Genomic DNA, 23390 nt, shown 5'->3' with positions numbered 1-23390 from the left:
CCGGTCAGCGGGGTCGGAACCGAAGCAGGGTGGCGGGTCCGGCGCCGCCCTCGTTGGAGAGATACAGGGTGCCGTCGGGCATGAAGGCGATGCCTTCGGGCTGGTTGAACGACGACTCGGGAATCGCCACCGCGGCGCGGACGGATCCATCGGGCTCGAGCACGACGATGCTCTTGAGCACCGAGGAGACGACGTACATCAACCCGTTGGTAGGATTGATGGCCAGCGCCGACGGTTTGAACCCGCTGGCGTCGACCAGCGGCGTGAGCGCACCGCGCAGCGCCCGGTTCAGGGGATGGCGATCCAGGTGGGTGACCGCGTCGGGGGTGATGATAAAAGCCGGCTCCTCGATCAGCTTCTGCTGCGTGAGATCGTACGCGTAGATGGTCTTTCGGCCCTTGAGACCGCGCCCCGGATACTCCTTGCACGCGATGAGCAACCGGTTATGAACAGCGTCGAACGCCAGGCCTTCCGTATCGTACCGGCTGCTCAGGTCGGTTTTGATCTTCTCCGCATCGGGGTCGTCGCGCTGCCAGTCGTCGATGCGCCACAGGGTGCCGTTGCTTTCGAGGATGAACAGGCCGTCGGGCGTCAGTTCGATGCCCTCGTAATCGCCGTCCTTTCCGAACCGGGTTTCGCGAACGACTTCGCCTGTCTCGACATTGATCACGAAGAGCCGGCCTTTTTCATCTTGCACGGCGCCGAGGTGGGTGTCGTCGAGCACGGTCAGTCCGGAGATTTCCCGGAGCACGCCCGGCAGTTCGTAGACGGCGTCGGGGTGGTCCAGGTCGTACGAGGCGAACGCCCGGGCCGGCGGGTCTGACGGCCGCGCGAGCACAAGGAGGCCGAGGGCGATCAAGACCGAAAGGTAGTGAGTCATCGTGTCCCGTGTGGGTGGGCGGAGCGGGTGGTTGCCGGTCACGCGCAGGGGCTGCGGTTGGATGGGCCCCGGTAAGATAGTAAATTGGACCGATCCACATCCCGGCGCCACGTGGCGGCCCGCTTGCGGGGGGTCGGGGCCCGAATACCCAGTGAGTTCCAACGCCGGCCGCATCGCGCGCCGCCCACCGTTCCATGCAAGAGAAAAAACGCAAGACCGTCGCATTGGATTCCCGCGACGAAGCACAGGATGCGACGTATCCGGCGTTCGGCGAGCCCGTGCCGGCGGATCCGCCCGACGAAAACGAGGCGGGCGGAGCCGGAAACGGGAAGAAGAAAAAAAAGAAGAAGCAAAAGAAAGGCGACGAAAAGGTCTCCGGTTCCTCCCGGGGTATCGAGACGCTGTTTCGCACGTCGTACCGCACCAACATGGACCTGAGTTCGCTCGCGGATACGAAGGCGAACATCATGATCAGCATCAACGGCATCATCATTTCGATCATCCTGGCGTCGATATCCCCCAAGATCGACGCGAATCCCTGGCTGATCCTGCCGACGACCGTTTTGCTCATCAGTTGCCTCATCTCCATCGTGTACGCCGTGCTCTCGGCCCGCCCCCGGGTGCATAAGCAGACGATCACGCTCGAAGATGTGCGCAACAACACGGCGAACATCCTCTTTTTTGGTAATTATGTATCGCTGAAGGAGCAAGAATACATCGCTGGTATGAAAGAACTGCTTCAGAATTCCGATACCTTGTACGAGCAGATGATCAAGGACATCTACAGCCTTGGCCTCGTGCTGATCAAGAAATACCAGTTGCTGCGCGTCTCCTACACGGCATTCATGTTCGGTTTGATCGCCGGCGTGCTGCTGTTCAATCTCGTGTATCTCTGGGTCGTCTTCTGGCCGACGGGTGCGGCGGGCGCGGTGTTGCCGTGATCAAAACGGGATCGTCTTTTGAGTGAGATATCTGGGCTTTAGTAAACGATAGGTCGTTATGACGGTCAAATTCTGGGGGGTACGGGGTTCCTTTCCCACTCCGCATCCCCAGATGCTTCGGTACGGCGGAAACACGTCGTGCGTGAGCATCGCGCTGGAAGGGGCGATGCTCATCATCGATGCCGGCACGGGAATCCGGCATCTCGGTCGCACCATTTCCGGCTCGGATGAACCGTTGTACATGCTGTTCACCCACCTCCATAACGACCACATCGAAGGATTTCCTTTTTTCCCCCCGCTCTACGACACGCACCACCGCATCCACCTGATCGAATACCGGCAGGGCGCCCTGCAATGGTCGCCGCTCTCCATGCTGGATGGCGTGCATTTCCCGATGCGCCCTTCAGCCGTCATCGCCGAGCACGCGCTCATCGAGGAGGCGGGGCCTATGTTTCTGCGGCGCCACGGCATGGAGGTGGATACCGTGCGCGCCAACCATCCGGGGGGGGCCTACGGCTTCCGCGTGACGCACGCCGGTCGTTCGTTCGTCCACATCCCCGATAACGAACTCAATCCGCCGGACTCGGAAAACCCCGTCCCGTTCGCCGAATTCGTCCGCTTTTGCCGCGGCGCGGACGTGCTCTCGCACGACGCCATGTACACCAGCGACGACATGCCGGCCAAGTGGGGATGGGGACACAGCCAGCTCGATCAGGTCTGCCGGCTCGCGATCGAGGCCGGCGTCCGACATCTCGTGCTGTTTCATCACGACCCGGAACGTACCGACGATGCCATCGATGTGCTGCAGGACCGCGCCCGCGCCCTGCTCCAGCCCCACGGCATCGAGTGCACGGCCGCCTACGAGGGGCTTACCTTTAATCTTGGGCGTTGAGGCCCGAGGCCGCCATGTGCTGGAGCAGCAGGCGGGCATTGGTCTGATTGCGGATGTCCTGGCTGGTTTGCGGCTTCAACACCAGCAACTGCCTGAGGTGGAGGAGTCCGCGTTCGGTGTCGCCGAGGCGCAGATAGGTGGTGGCCAGCTCGTGCTGCACGAACGGAATGAGGGGATCGAGCTCGGCGGCCCGGCATAGCAGCGCGAGGGCGTCGTCGATGGTGGCCTTCGGCAATTCGCCGTAGAAGAGGTGGGCCCACGTCTGTTCCACCCAGCTCAGGCCGGCCAGTTCGCGGTACAGAATCCCCAGCGCGACATAGGGATAGGCAAAATCGGGATCCAGCTCGATGGCGGTCCGGCTCTGGCGTTCCACCTCCCGCGCGAGGGCGATCCGCTCCTTTCCGCCCTTGAACTGCGCCAGGTTGCCCAGCGTGGCCGCCAGCAGAAAATGGGCCTGCGCGCTGTCCGGAAACGATGCCACGAGGCGCTCCGACAGGCTGACGGCCTCCTTGAAGTGGTCTTCCGCCGACCCCGCGCCGCGCTCGGCGAGGGCGTCGAGACCGATGTCGTAGTGGCACCGCGCCAGCGCGCGGGCCAGGGCGAACGGGAGCCGGCCTTCGGACAGGCGCTCCGCCTCGCTGTAGCGATCGAGGGCGCCGAGCGGGTCGTACCGGGCATAGAGCGAGTCGCCCAGCGCCATGGCGCGTTCATAGGCGCCCGCCTGCGCCTGCGCGAACTGCCACGCCGGCAGGAGCGCACACCAGAGCAGGAGGAGGAAAGGTCTATTCGAGGCGAAGCTCCTGGATGCGCAGTTCGGCCTTCTCGAGCCGCTCCTGGCAGCGCCGGACGAGTGCAATGCCCTCTTCATATGTTTTCACCGCCTCATCGATGCCCGGAGGATCGTTCTCGAGGGTTTCTATGATCTGTTCGAGACGTTGAAGGGCTTCCTCGAACGAGAGCGTTTCATGGATCGGGGCTTCGTCGTTGGACATCTCGTGAGCTGGTCTGGTTGCGATCGGGGGGTAGTACCCGGAACGCGGGGAATCGTTCTGCGCGATCTCTTCATGCAGGCGCACCCTCGGGTTTGTATATTCGGCTCGACCGATTGATCGAGCACTCCGAGAGGCCATGGACCTGCATCTACAAGGAAAAACAGCCCTGATAACCGGCGCCAGCCGCGGCATCGGGAAGGCGATTGCGTTGCAACTGGCGCGCGAAGGATGCCGGCTCGTGCTCTGCGCGCGCGACGCAGGCCGGCTGGACGAGGCCGCCCGCGACATCGCATCCGAAACCGGCGCGGACGTCGCCACCGTCGCCGCCGACATCACGAACCCCGACGCCCCGGCGCGCCTCGTCGAGGCGGCCGACAAACGGTTCGGGGGGATCGATATCCTCGTAGGCAACGCCGGCGGCAATCGCCGCAAGTCCCTGGTGGATACGACGGACGCCGACTGGGCCGACATCATCGAGCTGAACCTGATGGGCCACGTCCGCAGCGCCCGCGCCGTCGTGCCTGCCATGAAACGGCAGGGAAGCGGAAGCATCGTCTTCGTCTCGTCGATCTTCGGACGCGAAGCCGGCGGTCCCGGGCTGTCGATCTACAACACGACTAAATCGGCGTTGATCAGCATGGCCAAAATCCTCGCCCTCGAAGTAGCCGGCGAGGGCATTCGGGTCAACACCGTGGCGCCGGGCTCCATCCGTTTCCCGGGGGGCAGCTGGGACAAACGCTGTATCGACGACCCCGAAGGCATGAAGGTCTTCATCGAACAGAACCTCCCCCTCGGCCGCTTCGGCACCGCCGAAGAAGTGGCCGACGTCGTCACCTTCCTGTCCAGCGACCGCGCCAGCCTGATCACCGGCGCCTGCATCACGGTCGACGGATCGCAGTCGAAGTCGCTGATTTGAGGGTAGGTTCGAGGACCGAAGTTCAAGGCTTAAGGAAGCTATCCTCCTTAAACCTTGAACTTCGATCCTCGAACCTATTCAAACGCCATGACCGTGGCCACGAGGCGCCGCTGGCGGTCGTGCTTGCGGTTCCACTGGATGAGGATGGGGCTCTGGTAGGTGCCGTGGATGATGGCCGGCTGCTGGTTCTGCTCCCGGTCGGCGACGAGGAAGCGGACGGACCGTTTCATCTGCAGCGCGCGCGCCGCCTGGGCGGCGAGGACTTTCTGGATGCCGCGCCCGAATAAGGACGTGCTGAGCCCCAGGCGATCGAGGGTGCGGTTGACGACGTGCACCAGATCGTACTTGGCGTAGTTCAGCATCTTGTTCGGCACCGCGCGCGGGTCCTTGAGCATGTGCCAGCCCTTCTGCGCCACGAACCGCATCGGGTTGTGCAGGATCTCGGCGAGATCGTACTGCATGAGCAGCGTTTCGTACTCGTTGACGGTGAGGGCCGCGCCTTCTTCCTCAGGGGCGAGGTTGATCTCGACGCGCCCCTGCTGGATGCCGAGCCGGCGGACCTCATAGTCGAGCTGATCCATCAGGCCGAGCCGCGGATCCTTGAGGTTCACGGAATCGACGCGATGCCCGGAAACCGGCACGATCAGAGGGATGGTGTGGACGGGCACCTCGCGGTTGTAGCCGATCACGGTGGTCTTCCGCCGGCGCTTCGTGCCGTCGCACTCGCCGTCCAGATCCACGAAATACACCGGCATATCGCCCCGGTGCTCGTAGGTGACGCAGTTCTCGAGGCCGGAGCTGATGTAGGTCAGATGGGAGTCGCCGTTGAGGGGCTCGGACAGCTTCTGCTCCTCGGTCAATTCCGTGCGGAGATGCAGCTTGTCGTGGCAGTAGTTCGCGAGCGGGGGGAAAAGCTCCTTGAAGCCGTCGACGTAGGCGCGGACCGAATCCGGGCTATGATTGAGGCGGTCGCAGACGCTTTGCTCGAAGTAACCGGCGGTGGTGTGGAAGGAGCAGTAGAGCGCCTTGTCGTAGGTGCGGAAAAAGTCGGCGTTGTGCTCCTTCAGCCGGCTGGAGATGTCGATGACGTCGAATCGAGACGCCGGCGTAAGCTCTAAGCTGATTTCAGCCATGTGTATCTATCTAAAGGCGAAGATTCGGTGAAGCCTACAGCGAAACCTTCGCAATGTCAACTCTCGGAGCCGCGAAGGCGAGCCGGCCAACGCAGAGTCGCACGGGTGGGTGCCTGCGACCGACGTTCAACGTTACACGGCCGCCAAGGTTCGTGACCATGCGGCAGGCGGGCTTTCGCGTCATCGGGCCGCCGGCGTCTACGCCGGGTCGGTCCCGTCCGTTGCAGTATCGACCAGCCGGGCCGCTTTCTTACCGTCGAAAAAGCGCAAGGTGAGGTCGCCCTCCGGCGCAAACTCGTGCGACGAGAAGATGCGGCGGCCCTCCTGCTCCACGACGGCATACCCCTGCCGAAGGGGGCGCGACGGGTCGAGCAGCGTGAGGCGATGGCGGATGGATTCGAGCCGCGATTGCTGCAGGCTGATCATCCGGGGCGCCGTCCGCTGGAGCCGGCGGGCGTATTCGTCGACACGCTGTTTATGCTGATCCAGCAGATACAGCGGCTGCCGAAAGCCGTACGAGGCGACGAGCGCGCCGAGGCGCTGCCGGCTCCGCTCGATGCGCTGGCGCAGGAGAACGGTCAGCCGGCCCTCCAGGCCGCGCAGCAGGCCCAGCAGCTCGCGCCGGTCCGGCGCGACCAGTTCGGCCGCCATGGACGGGGTGGCGGCGCGGACGTCCGCCACGTAGTCGGCGATGGTGAAGTCGGTCTCGTGGCCCACCGCGCTGACAATGGGGATTTCCGAGGCGAAGATGGCGCGCGCGAGCACTTCTTCGTTGAAGGCCCAGAGGTCTTCGGCCGAACCGCCGCCCCGGCCGACGATGAGCACGTCCGGGCGGAGCGCGTCGCCGGCGGGGATGTCGTTGAAAGCCGTTATGGCCTCGACCACCGACTCGGCCGCGCCCATGCCCTGTACCTGGACGGGGCAGACGAGCACTTCGAGCAGGGGATAGCGCCGTTCGAGGATCGTGAGTACATCGTGCAGCGCCGCGCCGGATCCGGACGTGACGATGCCCACGCGCCGGGGAAACGCCGGCAGGGGTTTCTTGTGCGCGTCGTCGAACAGTCCCTCCGCCGCGAGTTTGGCCTTGAGCGCGGTAAAGGCCTGCTGGAGGGCGCCCTCGCCGCCGAGCCGCATCGCGCGCACGACCACCTGGAGATCGCCCCGGGGCTCGTAGATCGAAGCGCGCCCGTACGCCTGCACGAGCATCCCGTCTTCCGGACGGAAATAGATGGTTCGCGCCTGCTGCTGCCACATTACGCAGCGAACCTGCGCGTCGGCGTCTTTCAGGGTGAAATAACAGTGCCCGGACGTGTGGCGCTTGAAGTTGGACAGTTCGCCTTCCAGGCACAGGTCGCCGAATTCACGCTCCACCTGCCGGCGCGCTTTGGCGATGAATTCGGTAACGGACCATACCGGCGTCCGGCCGGCGGTGAGATCGGGTTCGCTCATGACGTGACGCGCTGAAACAAAAACGGGGAATGGTTCTTTGTGGGATGCAAGATGCGTGATACACGATGGGGGAGCGCTCCATACGTGAGGAGGCCCGTCCTGCATCCCGTATCCTGCATCCATGAAAACTCCCGCAACACCTCAAGCCCCAACCACGGAGGCCATTCTTGGACAAAAAGATACGCGTGATGTTTGTCTGCATGGGGAATATTTGCCGAAGTCCCCTCGCGGAGGGCGTTTTTCGCCATCTCGCGCGCGAGGCCGGCTCCGGCGACGCGTTCGAGATCGCCTCGTCGGGCACGGGCGGCTGGCATGTCGGGGATCCGCCGGACCGCCGCATGCGCCAGACCGCGACGCGCCACGGCATCTCGCTCGACGGCCAGCGCGCCCGCCAGTTCGAGCGCGCGGACTTCGAGCGCTACGACCACATCCTAGCGATGGATGAGGACAACTTGCGTCACCTGGAAGCTCTCAGCCGGCACGACGCGCACCGCGACAAACTCGCGCTCTTCCGCTCCCACGACCCCGAACCGGGCGACGGCAATGTGCCGGACCCCTACTACGGCGGCGACAGCGGCTTTGAGGAGGTGTACCGCATCGTGCACCGCACGGCTGGGGCGCTTCTTCAATCGCTGCGCGATTGAAGAAGCGCGGTTTCAGGTTTCGTGTTCAATGTTCAAGGTGACTTGCCCTGAGAACGCCTGCTGATTGAAGGGTTGGATGTGCAATTTCCTTAAACCTTGAACCTGCTTCATTAAACCCCTTCCAACCCCTTCCCCCATGCTGCACCCCGACATCGTCGTTCGCGACGGGCCCCACGGACAGGGGCTTTTTGCTGCCAGCCTTATCCGCAAGGGCGAAACCACCTGGGAGGCGGATCCCGGATGGGATAGTCCCGACAGGTATTTCACGGAGGCGGAGATCGCAAGCTGGCCTGAAGAGCGCCAGCGGGCGTTTTATTTCCACTCGTACAAGGTCGACGACATCCACTGGGTCGGCGGCGATCAGGAGCGGGATGCGTCGCTTTTGATGAACCATGCGTGCGAACCGAATACCTGGTTCGTATCGGATACCCGGATGGTGGCGATGCGCGACATCGCGGCCGGCGAGGAGATCACGTACGACTACGCGACCAGCCAGGACGAGGACACGCTGTTCGACTGCGCCTGCGGCTCGTCAACCTGCCGGCGACGTGTAACCGGGATGGAGCACCGGGAGGCGTGGTTCGCCGAGCGGTACGCCGGCCACACCTTGCGGCACATCGCCGAAAAAATGGCGCGCGCCGGCCATGTCGCTACCTGACGCGCTCATCGACACCCTGACGGCAATCACCGGCCCCCTTCGCGCCACGCATCCCGTCGGGGGCGGCTGCATTGCGCAGGCGACGTTTCTTGAGGCGGAGCGGGGAGATTTTTTTCTGAAATGGGGCCAATCGCCGGTCGGCGACACGTTTGCCGCCGAGGCGGCCGGCTTAAACGCCCTGGCCGGAGCCGGCAGCTCGCTGGTCGTCCCTTCCGTCGTGGGAATCGGATCCCCCTTGGCATCCCTGCCCGGTTTTCTGTTGCTCGACTGGCTCGTGGAGGGCCCATCCGGCCGGACCGCATCGACGGCGCTGGGACGCGGGCTCGCTGAGATGCACCGCGCGACCGCCGACCGATACGGGTTCGATTCCGACAATTTCATCGGCCGGCTCCCGCAATCCAATGGGTGGATGGCGCGTTGGCCCGATTTCTTCCGGGAGCGCCGGCTGGCCCCCCAGGTCGCGATGGCCAGGGAAAATGGCCGGTGGCAAAGCGCCTGGAATGCGCCACTCAATTCGCTGTATAGCCGGATCGACGACCTCATCCCGGCGCATCCGCCGGCTTCGCTGGTGCACGGCGACCTCTGGCAGGGCAATGCGCTCGCCCTGGCGGACGGTCGGGCCGCCCTGATCGATCCCGCGGTCTACTTCGGGCATCGGGAAGTAGACCTGGCGATGTCTGAGCTGTTCGGCCGGTTCGATCCGGGCTTTTACGCGGCCTATGCCGAGGCATGGCCGCTGGAGGCGGGCTATCCGGAACGGCGCGACCTCTACAACCTCTATCATCTCATCAACCACCTGAACCTGTTCGGCGGCGGTTATGCGGGTTCGGTGGCGGCCATCCTGCGCCGCTTTAGCTGACCGCCGGCGCGAGGATCACCTGCTCGATGAACGCGTCCGCGTCGGTCAGATCCTCCAGCAGGAGATCCGGGCCGTGCGCGACGAGCGTATCCCGCGTGTGGTGTCCCGTACACACGGCGACGGAAAACACATTGAGCGACCGGCCGCAGAGGATGTCGTGTTTGGTGTCGCCGATAATCACGATGTCCTTTCCGGCATAACGCCGGCTCGTGTGCGCCTCGGCGCGGTCGAGTGCGAAGGGGGCGAGCTGGTACCGGTCGTGGTGATCGCTGCCGAAGGCGCCGAACGGAAAGAAGTCCGCCAGCCCGATGCCGCCGATCTTGATGTAGGCCGTGGGCTGGAGGTTGCCGGTCAGGAGCGCCAGCTGCACGTCGTCGCGCTCCGCCAGCCGCTCGACGAGCGAACGCACCCCCGGCAATTCCCGGGTGTTCTCCGGGGTAAACGTTTCGGTAAACACCTCCACGAACAGTTCCAGCGTCCTCGGGAGCATTGCCTCCGCTTCCTGCTCCGTGAGACCGTTCAGCACCAGCACGTCGCGCATGATCTGGGGATCCGTCCGCCCCGAGAAGTCGACGCCCTGGGTGGTAACCGGGCAGCCGATCAGCTGCTCGATGCTGCGTTCCATCGCCTTGCGGCCCGTGCCGCGCGTGACCAGCATGGTGCCGTCGATATCGAAAAGAAGTAGTTTCATCCTGGAAAGGGTCGATTGAGTGTGGCGACGGAATGCCTGGACCGGATGATTAGGGTCTGGGAACCCGAAAGGCCATATTCTAATCAGTTAATTGGACTGCGATCAAGTTCTTGAAGGGCCTCACGAGCGCTGGAAGTCCAAGTTTGTGATCAGCTCGACATTGATAGCCCTTCTTCGTAGTGGGTAAGCGATGTAGCGTGAGAGCAATGCGGTGAGCGACTTTTCAACGAGATCTGAGTTCTCATACTCATTTCGATCCCCTTCTGAGAACAAGCCGAGTACAGCTTGCCCAACGGCTAATGCAAGAGACGGATCACTTGCAGTATGTGGTGCGATTGTGTCCACAAAGTGATTCTGCGGTCAGTCGCAAGGAGGACGCCAGAATTCATAAGAATAATGTCAATCAACGTTCGTGTCTCTGCTGTCAGTGGTCGATAGTTTTCATTCCGGGAACGTTGGAAAACGCGCCTTGGCACTGCCTGTAGGTCTTTGTCTGGATATGTGGCCGCACTAACCAATACGTCCAAGGCGAGTTGTGAGCTGTGAGACCAGAAGTATGCTGCGGCATAGGCAGGCGGAGGAGGCAACACCCGGGGGGAACGCCCTCGTGAATGACACCCGAATTCGTGTCTCTGCTTCAGGGTCTTCGGTCCCCACAAACAAGACAAAAAGTAGCTCACCGTACGCCTGTAAGGCGTTCCTTGTAAGGAGACTATCCACTTGGTCCAACCAGGCGTAAGCAATTGAGCGAGGTAAATGATCAAGTGACAAGGCGAAACCAACCAAGCCTTCAGGTCGGTCTAATGCAGTCAGTGCCTGCGACAATATGGAGCTGACGATCTTGGTTGACCGTTCAAGGGCTTCCTGCCCCGGTTCAATAAAGAGATTGAGTGATAAAGACAAGGCTTTCGCAAACGTATATGGCCCAACATCGCCATCTAACAAGCGTTCAGGAAAGCGGAAAATGTACCATAAGCGGTTCGGACGCCCAAACTGCCAACCGCGTAGGCTCGCAAAATACGTCCTCTACCTTCACTCTCGGACGAAAGGCGGTGGCCGAACAGCAGAGGAGCGCTCCGATCGAGATTCGGATCGTAGATGGTGGACGGATCATCGTCCTTCGCCTCCCCAGAACCATCCTTCGAGGATTGCAAGGATGTCGTCAGAAAGACCCAATGGGACGGTCGCCAGTGCGCGTGTGGCACAGTCTCGAAACCTTGACGAGTCGAAACCTCGACCAATCAAATCAGCGACAGTTGCAGGAAGTTCGATTTCTGGCATGTTCGGCCCAATGATCCCTGTCCCTTCCCAATTCCGTCGAGGGCCGCAGCCACCGATAGATCGTGCTGTGGTTGGGCAGTCGACCTGATCAAAGTATCAACTCGCAAAGGGTTGGCTTTGACGAAGTCACCGAATGCTAACGCAAGTTCCTCTTTACCACCTACGTTTTCATTTGTGCTACTACATTACCATATCGTCTAGCCAGAAGGGATCCTTGACCGGCTAGAGATTCATCAATTGCCTCGATCAATTCCGAATCGCTCAACTCCGCCATCGCTTTCTGCAGAAATCGGAGAGCGTAATTGCAGAAGAAGCCAGTAATGGCCTTTCTTCGATAATATCTGGCATCGATGCTTCCAAGTGGAGCGCTCATCAATAAATCCTGCACTCGCAATCAAGCGATTGAGTAGGGAAGTCGAGTTATATTCAAAATGGACTCTCTATCCGCTGGAGCGACTTCATCATTAATTGGAGGTTCTAGATGACGAACCACATCTTCAAGACGAAAAAGGCTTGCTGTATCTAGATGAGGCGTAAGATAATAATAAGGGTGCGAGTTGCTCCCAACTTCAGAAAACCATTCTCAACCAGAGCGAAGGCGCATGTCTCCGGTAAAGGTACTCCAACACAGCAATAGGGTGAGAAGCTGCTACTTCAGCAAACATAAGAACCTGATGTTAGGGTTCGGTCATCAGTCTGAAGTCGTTCTGCGATTTTTAGGAAGTGATCAGGGCTTGCACTGGCGATAGAAGCCATAATTTGGCCGGCAACGCCGTCGAAATTTCCTGGCCGCTTCTTCGGGGTTGCTAAACTGAAAGGAATAAGTTTTTCGATAGCGGCCGTTTGAGGGTGACGAAACAAACGTATCTTCCAACAACGCCTTCTCAAACCATGGCCAGACGATTTCTACGAAGCTTTTCAGTTGCTACGCTAATCTTTCCGATCACAAGAGCCCATTGATGCCAGCTTTCAACCACATGTCGTCACGCTGACATTAAATAATATCGTTGCGCCTCGCTTGAAACCGAAGCCGATTCGTCAGTCACATTGTCAGTTGAATTCTTTGATCTACCAAAACGGTGGGCGATATTTGTCCACCTTGCTGCACTCTCTTCTGCGCGTAAAGCCTCAATGAAATCGGTGTCAAGTGCTATGCGAAGCGAACGAAATGCAGAGGTTATATCACCGCGAAGGAGGCTTCAACTGCGAGATGTCGCTGAGGGTTACCTAGTCTTGGCAATATGGGCTCAACAAGCCCTGGCGACTTCTGGCCACCAAGCAGGTATATCGTCCAGGGCCCGAAAGTGACAGGAAATCATTCTGGATTGGAGAGCCAGTATGCTGATACAAGTTCGAGAATTTCTTGTCCGTTTCCCCTTTTTGCGGCTTGAGTGAGGATGCCTAGCACTGAATGAGAGCAGTCTGGAATGGTTTACTCATCCATCGTGAGAGTGTCCCATTGGTGTAGATCTCGAACCAGCCGGGGCTGTGGGCCATAAGGGAAAAACCGCTTGGCTTCATGGTCGTCTGCAAATAATAACCGAGCGCTGCCACTTCGTCGGTTGTTGGGTTCCATTGGCGAGCTAGATACTCTTTTACGAGGGACAGAATGTGCTCTCAGGAAGCCTCCATACAATAAATCGTTAAGTACTCGAGGGATATTGTTTCGACCGAGATTCTCGTAGAGAGACAAGTGCAGAATAGAAGTACTGGACGCACAAACAACCCATGCTGGCGGTCGCGTACATGGTTGATGAGTGAATCAGGATCTCTTACGAACGATCCGGGCTCCGGGCAAACTCGAATAATGTCTGATGCCTGAAACCTATGTGTACGTCCTTCGGGTTCGTATACCAGAATATCTGCCTGAATCAATTCGGAGAGCGACTCTGAATAACTATCGAAAATCGCTGATGGCGCCAACAACTCCTGTGTTTCGAGCAAAGCTGAACGATTCTTTCAATCAGTTCGATACGACGCTCAGCATTTTTTCCCTGTACGATCATTCCATAGAGCTTCATCACAAAGCATACCATGATTTAAACCTGTCCTTTGCGAGCCACAGTCAAGAAAACACCCAAATAAAATGGCACGCAAAGTATCTCGCGTACGACAGAACTCATTTTCATCGGATCGTGTCCATTGTCAGTAAGTATCCGGTGAAACGGCTTTCCACTCGAATGGCGGGAGAAGAACTACTTCTGTAAAAGCACTCTGGAAGCGCACATCCGCCGAGCGTTCGAAAGGCCGGCACAGTCGCGACGATGTGTATCCCAGGAACATCGCGGATGCGATAACAAGGTCGAGTATTGCATTTAATCTCTCGGACCAGTCAGTTATGCTCGAACGGCATCAAGTTGATCGAGAAGTACAACTATGGGCTCTTGTTTTGCGAGACTCCGCAGTGATGTTACCAATCCACCTGGTAGACCGCGGACCAAAATCATCCCTCACAATATTAGTTGGCAGGATATCAGCCTTCAATGCTAGGAGAGTGTTTCCATCGTTACTCAGTTTGCTCCTAGCTCCGCCAGCAATGAAGATTTTCCAGTCCTGGCAACCCTTCAATGAATTGTTACTGTGGAAGGTAAGATTTTTAATCGGTCAAGGGCAGGCCAGGACTGTGCGTTCGATGCACGTCTTCCGTCTGGCAAAGACCTCATGGGTTCAAAGAAGGCAATGAGGCGGCTGCCATTCAGTTCTTTGACAAGAAAACCATCTGATCGGGCATAGCGTGGACTGGTCTTCAGTCTGCCACTTAAATTGTTGGAATCTTCTTCAAGCGTGCTCGGAGCTCTTGATGTCTACCTTTTTGTCTATCATGAACTCCGGCACCACCCTCTCCCATTCAATAGTGTTTTACGGACCTCCTTATTGAAACAAACCGACGATCTTTTGGCCGCTTTAGCCTTTCTGATGGACCTTGTCCACCAGGCGACATGTGCCCTTCGACAAGTCGCTCACTCATTTGTCCTCATCTGTTTCTTTCCTGCTTAACCAGACATCAGGCAAAAAGCCAGAGCCGGCCGCTATCTTCCCAGGAAGTCATCACCTGCAGTCTCCATGCCTGGCAGTGCCTCGCTTTATTTTATAGCTTTTTGGCATTTTAGCGCCAAATTGACCGGATCCGAGAATTGAGATTTGAATGCTTTGAACGCCGGCGTGATTAATACTTTGTCAGCTATTCCGCAGCTGCGGTATTCCGCATTTCTAAGGATACCTATTGAAGAAAATGGATCGAGCATGATCAGAAGGAAGCAGGTTTGCCCATTCCGTCTGCATGCGAGCAACTCCTGATTTGAAAGAAACAACTTTTACGAAAAAGTCGATCCTGAATAACAGTGGATCATAATCGAATTGCAGACCCTGTGCAAATAAAATTATAGTAATGCGATTTCGCTTGAGCCGTAAAAAGAAAACGCAGGGGCGCGTCAGCCATTCTCACGCCCTGGGCTGATCCTGTCCGGCTCATGATGACCGGCCTTTTGGGGGCGTCTGATGCGAGTCTCATCTTGCTCCATCACAAACCCAGACCCCTCCCTGATCCTCGTGGCGGATTTCGTCGACAAGCCACTTGCCTTCGCGGCATACAGCCTGTTCGGACAGTTGACGACCAGCGCATCGGTCGCCCCGATGTTGCGGTAGGCGTGCACACCACGCGGGCGGGACGGTGACGATCACCAGTTGGCTCACCGAATATCGTTGACGTTGGCATGGTACTCGGTGGTCGTTCCTCGTGCGTCCACCGACCAGCGGAACGGCTGTAAAACAAAGAAGCGATCAGCCAGCGACATGTTTCGATGCAGCCGCCGGTTGCCGGCAGGTCAGCGAGATAGCCTCTCGCCGAGGTGGAAGTCGCCGGCGTTATCGTGCGAAAGCCGCCAGCCAGCCTTTCGGGATCGGCGTTCTTCCCGGGCAACGGTGCGGTGAACCTGCAGTAGTTCGCGCGTCGGTCAGGATGATCAGGATCGCCTAATGGATGCACTTTCGCGAACCAGTAAACTGACGTTGTTGCTGCCGCAAACGGTCACTGGTCACTTGTTTTGCTTTGCAAACGGTCACTGAGTCACTTGTTTGCTTTGCAAACGGTCACTGGTCACTTGTTTGCTTCACCAAACGGTCATTGGTCATTGTTTGCTTCGCAAACGGTCACTGGTCATTGTTTGCTTCGCAAACGGTCATTGGTTGTTGTTTGCTTCGCAAACGGTCATTGGTCACTTGTTTGCTTTGCAAACGGTCACTGGTCACTTGTTTGCTTCGCAAGCGGTCATTGGTCACTTGTTTGCTTTGCAAACGGTCATTGGACACTGGTCATCGGGAGTGCTTGATGCTCGGGGGGACCTGCGACCACACCCAGTGACCGATGACCAGTGACCATTTTCTGACCAATGACCAGTGACCAACACGCCACGTTCCAGCCTTCCGCTGCGCCCCGTCATCCAATCTCCGGCGTGTCGATAAGGGCGACGGCGGCGTCGATCTCGTCTTGCGTGAGGGAGTGGCGTTCGAGTTTGCCGGCGAAATAGGCTTCGTAGGCGGACATGTCGAAGTTGCCGTGCCCGCACAGGTTGAACAGGATGACGCGCGGCTCGCCGGCTTCCTTCGCCGCCAGGGCTTCCTTGATGGCGACGGCGATGCCGTGGTTGGCCTCGGGTGCCGGGATGATGCCTTCCGCCTTCGCGAAGGCGATGCCGGCCTCGAAGGCTTCGAGCTGGTCGACGGCGTCCGCCTCGATCAGGCCATCCTTCAGAAGCTGGCTGACGACGACGCCGGCGCCGTGGTAGCGGAGTCCGCCGGCGTGGATCTTCGCCGGCACGAAGGTATGGCCGAGCGTGTACATCGGGAGGAGCGGGGTCATGCCGACGGTGTCGCCGAAGTCGTACCGGAAAACGCCGCGCGTGAGCTTCGGGCAGCTCGTCGGCTCCGCGGCGATGCAGCGGATCGACTTGCCTTGCGTCAGGTTGTGGCGCAGGAAGGGGAAGCTGATGCCGGCGAAGTTGCTGCCGCCGCCGAACGGCGCGATGACGACGTCCGGCATCTCACCGGCCATCTCCATCTGCTCCTGGGCTTCGAGGCCGATGACCGTCTGGTGCATCAGCACGTGGTTCAGCACGCTCCCGAGCGAATATTTGGTATCCTCCCGCATGGCGGCCTCCTCGACGGCCTCCGAGATCGCGATGCCGAGGCTGCCCGGGCTGTCGGGGTCCTGCGCGAGGATCGTGCGGCCGGCCTGCGTGCGATTCGTCGGGCTGGCGAAGACGTTGGCGCCCCACGCGTTCATCATCATCTTGCGATAGGGCTTTTGCTCGTAGCTGATGCGCACCATGTAGACGTCGCATTCGATCCCGAACAGCTGGCAGGCGAAGGACAGCGCGCTGCCCCACTGGCCGGCGCCCGTTTCGGTCGTGATGCGCTTGACGCCTTCCTGCTTGTTGTAGTAGGCCTGCGGGACGGCGGTGTTGGGTTTGTGCGAGCCCGAGGGGCTGACGCCTTCGTATTTATAATAGATGTGTGCCGGCGTATCGAGCGCCTTCTCGAGTCCGTGCGCCCGGTGCAGTGGCGTCGGACGCCATTTCTTGTAGATGTCCTGCACCTCGTCCGGTATCTCGATCCACGGGTCGCCGCTCACTTCCTGCATGATGAGCGCCATGGGGAAAAGCGGCGCGAGCGCGTCCGGGCCGATGGGCTCCCTGGTGCCGGGATGGAGGGGGGGAAGCGGCTTGTTGGGCATGTCCGCCATGATGTTGTACCAGGCGGTGGGGAGGCGTCGCTCGTCGAGGAGGAATTTGGTCTGTGCCATCGTCGTCGTTGGTCAAACTGCGGGTAGGGTTGCGCCGGCGAATATACGCACGTCGACTGGGAGAAACAGGGGGGATTGAGGGGGGAGCGGAGCGCCTGCCGAAAACTCACCCCAACTCCTCATACACCAGCTCCCGCGCCAGTTCGTTGGCCTCGTGCCAGCCTTCGAGCGTGCCGGCATCGCCCCACCAGCCCTTCAGGACGCCGTGCGTCAGCCGGCCCTGGCGGACGTACGCGCTGCTCACGTCGCTCACCTCGTATTCGCCCCGCGCACTCGGCTTGAGGGCGCGGATGATGTCGTACACGCCGGCGTCGTAGAAGTAGATGCCCGTGACGGAGTAGTTGCTCGGCGGATCGGCCGGCTTTTCGATGATCTCGACGATGCGGCCGTCCTCAAACCGCGGCACGCCGTACCGCTCGGGGTCGTGCACCTGCTTGAGGAGGATCCGCGCGCCCCCGCCGTCCCGGGCGAGCTGTTCGCGGTAGGCCTTCACCTCGTCGCCGATGTCCTCGGCCAGGATATTGTCGCCCAGGATCACCAGAAAAGGGTCAGAGCCGGTGTAGATCTCGCAAAGCGCCATGGCCTGGGCGATGCCGCCGGGTTCGTCCTGCACGCGGTAGGTGAGGTCGAGTCCGAGCGATCGCCCGCTGCCGAGGAGATTGACCACATCGCCCATGTGTTCGGGGCTGGTGACGATGGCCACCTCGCGGATGCCGGCGCGGCGCATCCGCATCAACGGATGGTAGATCATCGGGTACCGGCCCACGGGGAGGAGGTGCTTGTTCGTGACCTTGGTCAGCGGATAGAGCCGGCTGCCGGTCCCGCCGGCGAGGACGACGCCCTTCAAGGAATGGTTCAAGGGTGCAGGTTCAAGGTTTAAGGACCGATAGGGTATCGTTTAGAGGCGGCGAGGCTACGGTTCGTTGATCCTTAACCCTTGAACCTTGATCCCGCCACAGCGCCGGACATCCTGTCCGGCGCTTCCTTGTTCGCACAAGTGGTCGCTCCGTTCCATTCCGGTTGATTTCTGGCAGGACAACGCGTAACCTCGAAGGCCCAACCGACCCCGCATCCCGATGTCTGCCCTGATCGGTCTTTTTACCATCGTAGCGCTCCTGGCCGTCATCATGACGCGCCGGCTCTCGCCGCTCGTGGCCCTCATCGTCATTCCCATCGCCGCCTCGCTGCTCGGCGGACACGGGCTTGAGACGGGCGCCTTCATCACGAACGGCATCAAGAATCTCGCGCCGGTGGTGGCCATGTTTGTTTTTGCCATCCTGTTTTTCGGGGTGCTGACGGACGCCGGCCTGTTCGATCCCGTGATCGGCCGCATGCTGCGCGCCGTCGGGGCGAGGCCGGCGTGGATTGTGCCGGGAACGGCCTTGCTGGCGGCGCTCGTTCACCTCGATGGATCCGGTGCGGTCACGTTTCTGGTGGTGATACCGGCCATGCGGCCGTTGTACGATGCGCTGAAACTGGACCGCCGGCTCCTCGCGGCGGCGGCGGCGATGGGGGCCGGCGTGATGAACATGGTGCCCTGGGGCGGTCCCACGATTCGGGCTGCCTCGGCGCTGGATGTGCCGGTGATGGAGATTTATGCGCCGATGCTGCCGGCGCAGGCCGCAGGGCTCCTCGCCATGCTGGGTCTGTGTTATTACCTCGGGCGGCGCGAAGGCCGCCGGCTCGGAATCGGCGACGCCGTCGAACCGGTCTCGCTCCCCGCGATCCCCGACGACGCCGCAGCGCTCCGACGGCCCGGAAGGTTCTGGATCAACGCCGCCCTCACCGTGCTGGTCCTGGGCTCGATGGTCTCCGGCAAGGTGCCGCCGGCCGTCAGCTTCATGGTGGGCGCCGCCCTTGCGCTCACGATCAACTACCCGGACCTCGCCCTCCAGCGGCAGCGCGTGGATGCGCACGCCAGGGCGGCGTTGATGATGGCGAGCATCCTGCTGGCCGCCGGCGTCTTCACCGGCGTGATGCAGGGATCGGGGATGCTCACTGCGATGGCAGAGGCCGCGGTAGGGTATGTGTCTCCGGGTCTGGCGGTGCATATCCCGGTGGCGCTCGGCGTGATCTCGATGCCCCTCAGCCTGCTTTTTGACCCCGATTCGTTCTATTTTGGGGTGCTGCCGGTCGTTTCGGGGGTGTCGGGGTTGCTCGGTGTGCCGGATGCCGCCGTCGCGCAGGGCGCGCTCCTCGGGCAGATGACGACAGGATTTCCCGTGAGCCCCCTCACGCCGGCGACCTTTCTGCTGGTCGGCCTCGCCGGCGTCGAGCTGGGCGACCATCAGAAATTCTCCATTCCCTTGCTCTGGGGGCTGTCTCTCGTGATGACCGCCGCCTGCATCGTCTTCGGCATCTTCAAGGTTTGAGCGATGCATAGCGGAAAACAAACGCGAAAAGACGCGGTGCGTCTGGGGTCCGGGGCCGGTTATGCGGGAGATCGCATCGAGCCGGCCGTCGAACTCGCCGAAAAGGGCGGCATCGACTATCTCGTTTTCGAGTGCCTCGCCGAGCGCACCATCGCGCTGGCGCAGCTTGCCCGCCGGCGCGACCCCGCATCGGGGTACGACCCGCTTCTCGAACGGCGGATGCGCGCCGTGCTGCCGGCTTGCGCGTCGCGTGGCATCCGCATCGTCACCAACGCCGGCGCGGCCAACCCGGTCGCCGGCGCAGAAGCGGTCCGGCGCGTCGCGGCCGCGCTTGGATTGGGCAGGCTCCGGATCGCCGCCGTGACAGGCGACGATGTCCTGCAGCAACTCGACCTTGTGCAGGACCTGATCCTCGAGACGGGCGAGCCGCTGGCGGTCCTCGGCGATCGCATCGTGTCGGCCAACGCGTACATCGGCGCGGCGCCGATCGTCGAGGCCCTCGCCGCGGGCGCCGACGTCGTCGTAACCGGCCGGGCCGCCGACCCGGCGCTGTTCCTCGCGCCCCTGATCCACGAATTCGGATGGGCGATGGACGACTGGGCGCACCTCGGCCGCGGCACGCTCGCCGGCCACCTGCTCGAATGCGCCGGCCAGATCACCGGCGGCTATTATGCCGATCCAGGGTACGACGAGGTCACCGATCTTGCGCGACTCGGCTTCCCGATCGGGGAGGTAACACCGGATGGCGCGATCGTCATAACCAGCGTGCCGGAATCGGGCGGGCGGGTCACCGAGGCCACCTGCAAGCAGCAGCTGCTCTACGAAATCCACGATCCCGCCCGGTACGCCACCCCCGATGTGCTGGCCGATTTTTCGCAGGCGACGGTGCGGGAAATAGCCCCGGGCCGCGTGCAGGTCGACGGCGCCTCAGGCCGGCCAAGACCGGATCGCCTCAAAGCGAGCATCGGATACCACGATGGCTTCATCGGCGAGGGGCAGATATCCTACGCCGGCCCCGGCGCCGAGGCGCGCGGCCGGCTGGCGCTGGAGATCGTCCGCGAACGGCTGCGGCTGACCCGGGTCGACGTGTCGGAAACGCGTTTCGAGCTCATCGGCATCGATGCCCTGCATGGCGCCGAGCGGTCTGCCGGCTTCTCGCCCTATGAGGTACGTGTCCGCGTGGCGGGCCGGGCGACGCAGCGGGAGGCGGCGGAGCGGCTGGCAAACGAGGTCGAGACGCTGTATACCAACGGCCCCGCCGGCGGGGGCGGGGTGGCGAAGTCGGTGCGCGAAGTCATTGCCGTAGCCTCGACGCTCATCCCGCGGGAGCGGGTCGCGACGGCCGTTCACTACCTGGAGGTTTGATGATGCAGCTGCGAGAAATCGCCCACGCCCGCGCCGGCGACAAGGGGCGGACATCGAATATCGCCGTTTTCGCCCGCCGGCCGGAAGACTACCCGCGCCTGCTGCGCGAACTGACGGCCGAACGGGTCAGGGCCTTTTTCGGCGACCGCGTCCGAGGCTCCGTCACCCGCTACGAGGTCCCGACCCTCCATGCGCTGAACTTCGTCCTCGAAGAAGCCCTCGAAGGCGGCGTCACCCGTTCCCTGGCACTGGATGCCCACGGGAAAAGCCTGAGCTCGATGCTGCTGGGGCTGGAGCTTTAATCACAAAAAAATTATGTCATTCCGAGCAGTTCGCCGGCCCACCGTCGAGCGTCGCCGAGGGACCTCCCGAATGCAGCAGGGCGCTGCTCGGAATGACGAGATGGTTGGATTGCCATGACCTTGCACCGCACCGCGTTATTCCTCATTGTCAACCTGCTCCTGGGTACCGGCACCCTGAACGCCCAGATTGTCCGCCTGGAGATCCGGGAGCGTATCACGCCAGCACCCGAAAACCCCGGCTACGAGAAGCTTGTCGGGCGCGCGTTCGGCGAGGTCGACCCTTCCGACCCGCGCAACGCCGTCATCACCGATCTGACGCTGGCGCCGCGAAACGAAGCGGGCCGCGTCGCCTATGCCGCCGACTTCATCCTCCTCAAACCCATCGACCTCTCCCGGTCCAATGGGATCCTCCACTATCTCGCCCCCAATCGCGGCCGTGCGATCCCCGCGCCCGATTCGGTCCTTATGGCGCAGGGGGTCTCGTTCCTCTGGGGCGCGTGGCAGGGGGATGTGCCGACCGGGGGGAATCGGCTCACGCTGGACGTCCCCATCGCCCGTCGTGCCGATGGGTCGCCGGTGACCGGCCCGGTGCGCGTCGAGTTCGTCGGGCTGCCCGGACCGCCCCGGCCCGAGATGCCGCTTCAGGGCAACTATTTCAACGCCGGCCAGATGGCCTATCCGCCTGCCCGGCCGGACCATGCGGGCGCCGTGCTGACCCGGCGCGTCAGGGAAACCGATGCACGCCAGTTCATCCCCAACGACCGATGGGCGTTTGCCTCATGCGATACCTCAACCCACCCGTTTCCCGGGATACCGGATGAAGAACACGTCTGCCTCGAAGGCGGCTTCGAGTCCGACTACCTCTACGAACTCGTCTACGAAGCCCGCGACCCGCGCGTGCTGGGGTTGGGACTGGCCGCGATCCGGGACATGGTGACCTTCTTCCGGGGCCGGACATCCGCGGCGGCCGGCGACCCGAATCCGCTCGGCGCGTCGATCCGCTTCGCCCTGGGCGCCGGCGTGTCGCAGTCCGGCAACCTGATGAAAACCTTCGTCCACCTCGGATTCAATGAATCGCTCGACGGCCGGCGGGTGTTCGAGGGGCTCTTCCCGCTCGTCGCCGCGCGGCAGACGAACATCAACATGCGTTTTGCCGTCCCGGGCGGCGGTGGCGGCGTCCGGGCTGACCATCGGGCGTTCGGGCAAAGCTCGGCGCGCGGTTTTGCGCCCGACTATCACGACGACATCCGCGGCACCACGGGCGGGATCTTCACCCGGTGCGCGGCTTCCGACACCTGCCCGAAGACGTTCCTCGGCCTGAGTGGCTCCGAGTTGTGGGCGCTCCAGGGGTCGCCGGCGCTGACCGACGCCTATGGGACGCGCGACCTCGTTCAGCCCGAGGATCTCCGCATCTATTATTTCGCCGGCACCCAGCACGGCACGTCGCCCGTGTCCTGGAATCCGGCCATGACGGTCTATCCCGCCGGCGTCGAATCCACGTTCGATCCGATCGTGCGTGCGCTGTGGCAGCGGCTGACCGCCTGGGTGCTGGACGGGACGCCGCCGCCGTCCAGCCGCGTGCCCCGCGTCGGAGACGGTACGCTCGTGCCGCCCGAGGCGCTCGGGTACCCGGCCATGCAGGGCGTGTCGTTTCCGGTGCAGGGCGAACCGCAACCGGTGCCGGCGTTCGCGTATCTGGCGCGCTACACCAGCCTCGGCCTGCTGGACTTCGGGCCCCGCTTCGACGAGCCGGACGAGAGCGGCATCGCGGATGTGCTTCCGCCGGCCTATCTGGGGAAAGATTATGCGATCCTCGTCGCGGCCGTCGACGCCGACGGCAACGAGGTGGCCGGCATTCAGCCGCCCGGCAACGCGGCCCCTCTGGGCACGAATCTGCCCTACAGCTATGGCGCCCGCCTCGATCTGGGTGACCTCTTCTGGCTGAGCGGCACCTTCATCCCGTTTCATGAAACGAAAGCCGGCCGGCTGGCAGCCGGCGACGAGCGGCTTTCGCTCGAGGAACGGTATGGCGATCACGCCGGCTACGTCGAGGCCGTGCGCCGCGCCGTACAGACGCTGGTTGATCAGGGGTTCATGCTGCCCGATGACGCCCGCCGCACGATCGCGCAGACGGAATCCAGCGATGTGCTTAAATGAGAGCCGCAGCTGCTTCGAGTCCGCCGGCTACGCGGTCGGCTCGCAGGCCGGGGCTTGC

The 23390-nt window shown here is 61.7% G+C and carries 18 protein-coding genes; 10 read left to right on the top strand and 8 right to left on the bottom strand.

Annotated elements, in window-relative coordinates; translation table 11 throughout:
- Positions 1–4 precede the first annotated feature (4 nt).
- The gene (locus R2834_01580) at positions 5–880 is read right to left on the bottom strand and encodes an SdiA-regulated domain-containing protein (GenBank protein MEZ4698992.1); all 876 of its coding nucleotides are present in this window, start codon (positions 878–880) and stop codon (positions 5–7) included.
- Between the two features lie 194 nt (positions 881–1074).
- Here R2834_01580 and R2834_01575 point away from each other — a divergent pair, with 194 nt between their 5' ends.
- Complete coding sequence (locus tag R2834_01575; GenBank protein MEZ4698991.1) at positions 1075–1821, top strand: DUF5706 domain-containing protein; 747 nt, start codon at positions 1075–1077, stop codon at positions 1819–1821.
- Between the two features lie 112 nt (positions 1822–1933).
- The gene (locus tag R2834_01570; protein MEZ4698990.1) at positions 1934–2713 is read left to right on the top strand and encodes an MBL fold metallo-hydrolase; all 780 of its coding nucleotides are present in this window, start codon (positions 1934–1936) and stop codon (positions 2711–2713) included.
- Here R2834_01570 and R2834_01565 read toward each other — a convergent pair.
- Positions 2697–3413: a hypothetical protein gene (locus R2834_01565; GenBank protein MEZ4698989.1), complete on the bottom strand. Its 717-nt coding sequence runs from the start codon at positions 3411–3413 to the stop codon at positions 2697–2699. The two genes, R2834_01570 and R2834_01565, sit on opposite strands and share 17 nt — an antisense overlap.
- An 82-nt stretch (positions 3414–3495) precedes the next feature.
- Entirely contained in the window at positions 3496–3705 is a 210-nt protein-coding gene (gene xseB, locus R2834_01560; protein ID MEZ4698988.1) for an exodeoxyribonuclease VII small subunit, read from the bottom strand.
- A 136-nt stretch (positions 3706–3841) separates the two neighbouring features.
- Here xseB and R2834_01555 point away from each other — a divergent pair, with 136 nt between their 5' ends.
- Complete coding sequence (locus R2834_01555; GenBank protein MEZ4698987.1) at positions 3842–4621, top strand: SDR family oxidoreductase; 780 nt, start codon at positions 3842–3844, stop codon at positions 4619–4621.
- 74 nt (positions 4622–4695) lie between these two features.
- Here the strand turns inward: R2834_01555 and R2834_01550 are convergent, their stop codons facing one another.
- On the bottom strand, positions 4696–5754 hold the full coding sequence (locus R2834_01550; protein MEZ4698986.1) for a hypothetical protein: 1059 nt from the start codon (positions 5752–5754) through the stop codon (positions 4696–4698).
- Positions 5755–5952: 198 nt separating this feature from the next.
- Positions 5953–7203, bottom strand: coding sequence for an exodeoxyribonuclease VII large subunit (gene xseA, locus R2834_01545; protein ID MEZ4698985.1), 1251 nt, complete (start codon positions 7201–7203; stop codon positions 5953–5955).
- 167 nt (positions 7204–7370) lie between these two features.
- Between xseA and R2834_01540 the strand changes: the two genes are divergently transcribed.
- The 3 genes from R2834_01540 (at position 7371) to R2834_01530 (ending at position 9364) form a co-directional block, all read left to right on the top strand.
- Complete coding sequence (locus R2834_01540; protein ID MEZ4698984.1) at positions 7371–7847, top strand: low molecular weight protein-tyrosine-phosphatase; 477 nt, start codon at positions 7371–7373, stop codon at positions 7845–7847.
- Positions 7848–7983: 136 nt separating this feature from the next.
- Positions 7984–8505 (top strand): SET domain-containing protein-lysine N-methyltransferase, encoded by a 522-nt coding sequence (locus tag R2834_01535; GenBank protein MEZ4698983.1) that lies wholly within the window; start codon positions 7984–7986, stop codon positions 8503–8505.
- Positions 8492–9364 (top strand): fructosamine kinase family protein, encoded by an 873-nt coding sequence (locus tag R2834_01530; GenBank protein ID MEZ4698982.1) that lies wholly within the window; start codon positions 8492–8494, stop codon positions 9362–9364. Before R2834_01535 ends, R2834_01530 begins: the two co-directional genes overlap by 14 nt.
- Here the strand turns inward: R2834_01530 and R2834_01525 are convergent.
- The 3 genes from R2834_01525 to R2834_01515 all read right to left on the bottom strand — a co-directional run bounded on the left by R2834_01525 (position 9357) and on the right by R2834_01515 (position 17995).
- Entirely contained in the window at positions 9357–10055 is a 699-nt protein-coding gene (locus R2834_01525; protein ID MEZ4698981.1) for an HAD hydrolase-like protein, read from the bottom strand. The two genes, R2834_01530 and R2834_01525, sit on opposite strands and share 8 nt — an antisense overlap.
- Positions 10056–15771: 5716 nt before the next feature.
- Positions 15772–17136, bottom strand: coding sequence for a TrpB-like pyridoxal phosphate-dependent enzyme (locus R2834_01520; protein MEZ4698980.1), 1365 nt, complete (start codon positions 17134–17136; stop codon positions 15772–15774).
- 106 nt (positions 17137–17242) lie between these two features.
- The gene (locus R2834_01515) at positions 17243–17995 is read right to left on the bottom strand and encodes a sugar phosphate nucleotidyltransferase (protein MEZ4698979.1); all 753 of its coding nucleotides are present in this window, start codon (positions 17993–17995) and stop codon (positions 17243–17245) included.
- A gap of 217 nt (positions 17996–18212) precedes the next feature.
- Between R2834_01515 and R2834_01510 the strand changes: the two genes are divergently transcribed.
- The 4 genes from R2834_01510 to R2834_01495 all read left to right on the top strand — a co-directional run bounded on the left by R2834_01510 (position 18213) and on the right by R2834_01495 (position 23332).
- A complete protein-coding gene (locus R2834_01510; GenBank protein ID MEZ4698978.1) occupies positions 18213–19508 on the top strand; it encodes a citrate:proton symporter in 1296 nt (431 codons plus the stop codon).
- A 36-nt stretch (positions 19509–19544) separates the two neighbouring features.
- Positions 19545–20873, top strand: coding sequence for an acyclic terpene utilization AtuA family protein (locus R2834_01505; GenBank protein ID MEZ4698977.1), 1329 nt, complete (start codon positions 19545–19547; stop codon positions 20871–20873).
- Positions 20873–21175, top strand: coding sequence for a hypothetical protein (locus tag R2834_01500; protein MEZ4698976.1), 303 nt, complete (start codon positions 20873–20875; stop codon positions 21173–21175). Before R2834_01505 ends, R2834_01500 begins: the two co-directional genes overlap by 1 nt.
- Positions 21176–21289: 114 nt before the next feature.
- Positions 21290–23332, top strand: coding sequence for an alpha/beta hydrolase domain-containing protein (locus R2834_01495; protein MEZ4698975.1), 2043 nt, complete (start codon positions 21290–21292; stop codon positions 23330–23332).
- Positions 23333–23390: the final 58 nt, after the last annotated feature.

The sequence above is a fragment of the Rhodothermales bacterium genome (assembly GCA_041391505.1).
Classification (GTDB): Bacteria; Bacteroidota; Rhodothermia; order Rhodothermales; family JAHQVL01; genus JAWKNW01.
This window is presented reverse-complemented; position numbering and strand designations above follow the sequence as displayed.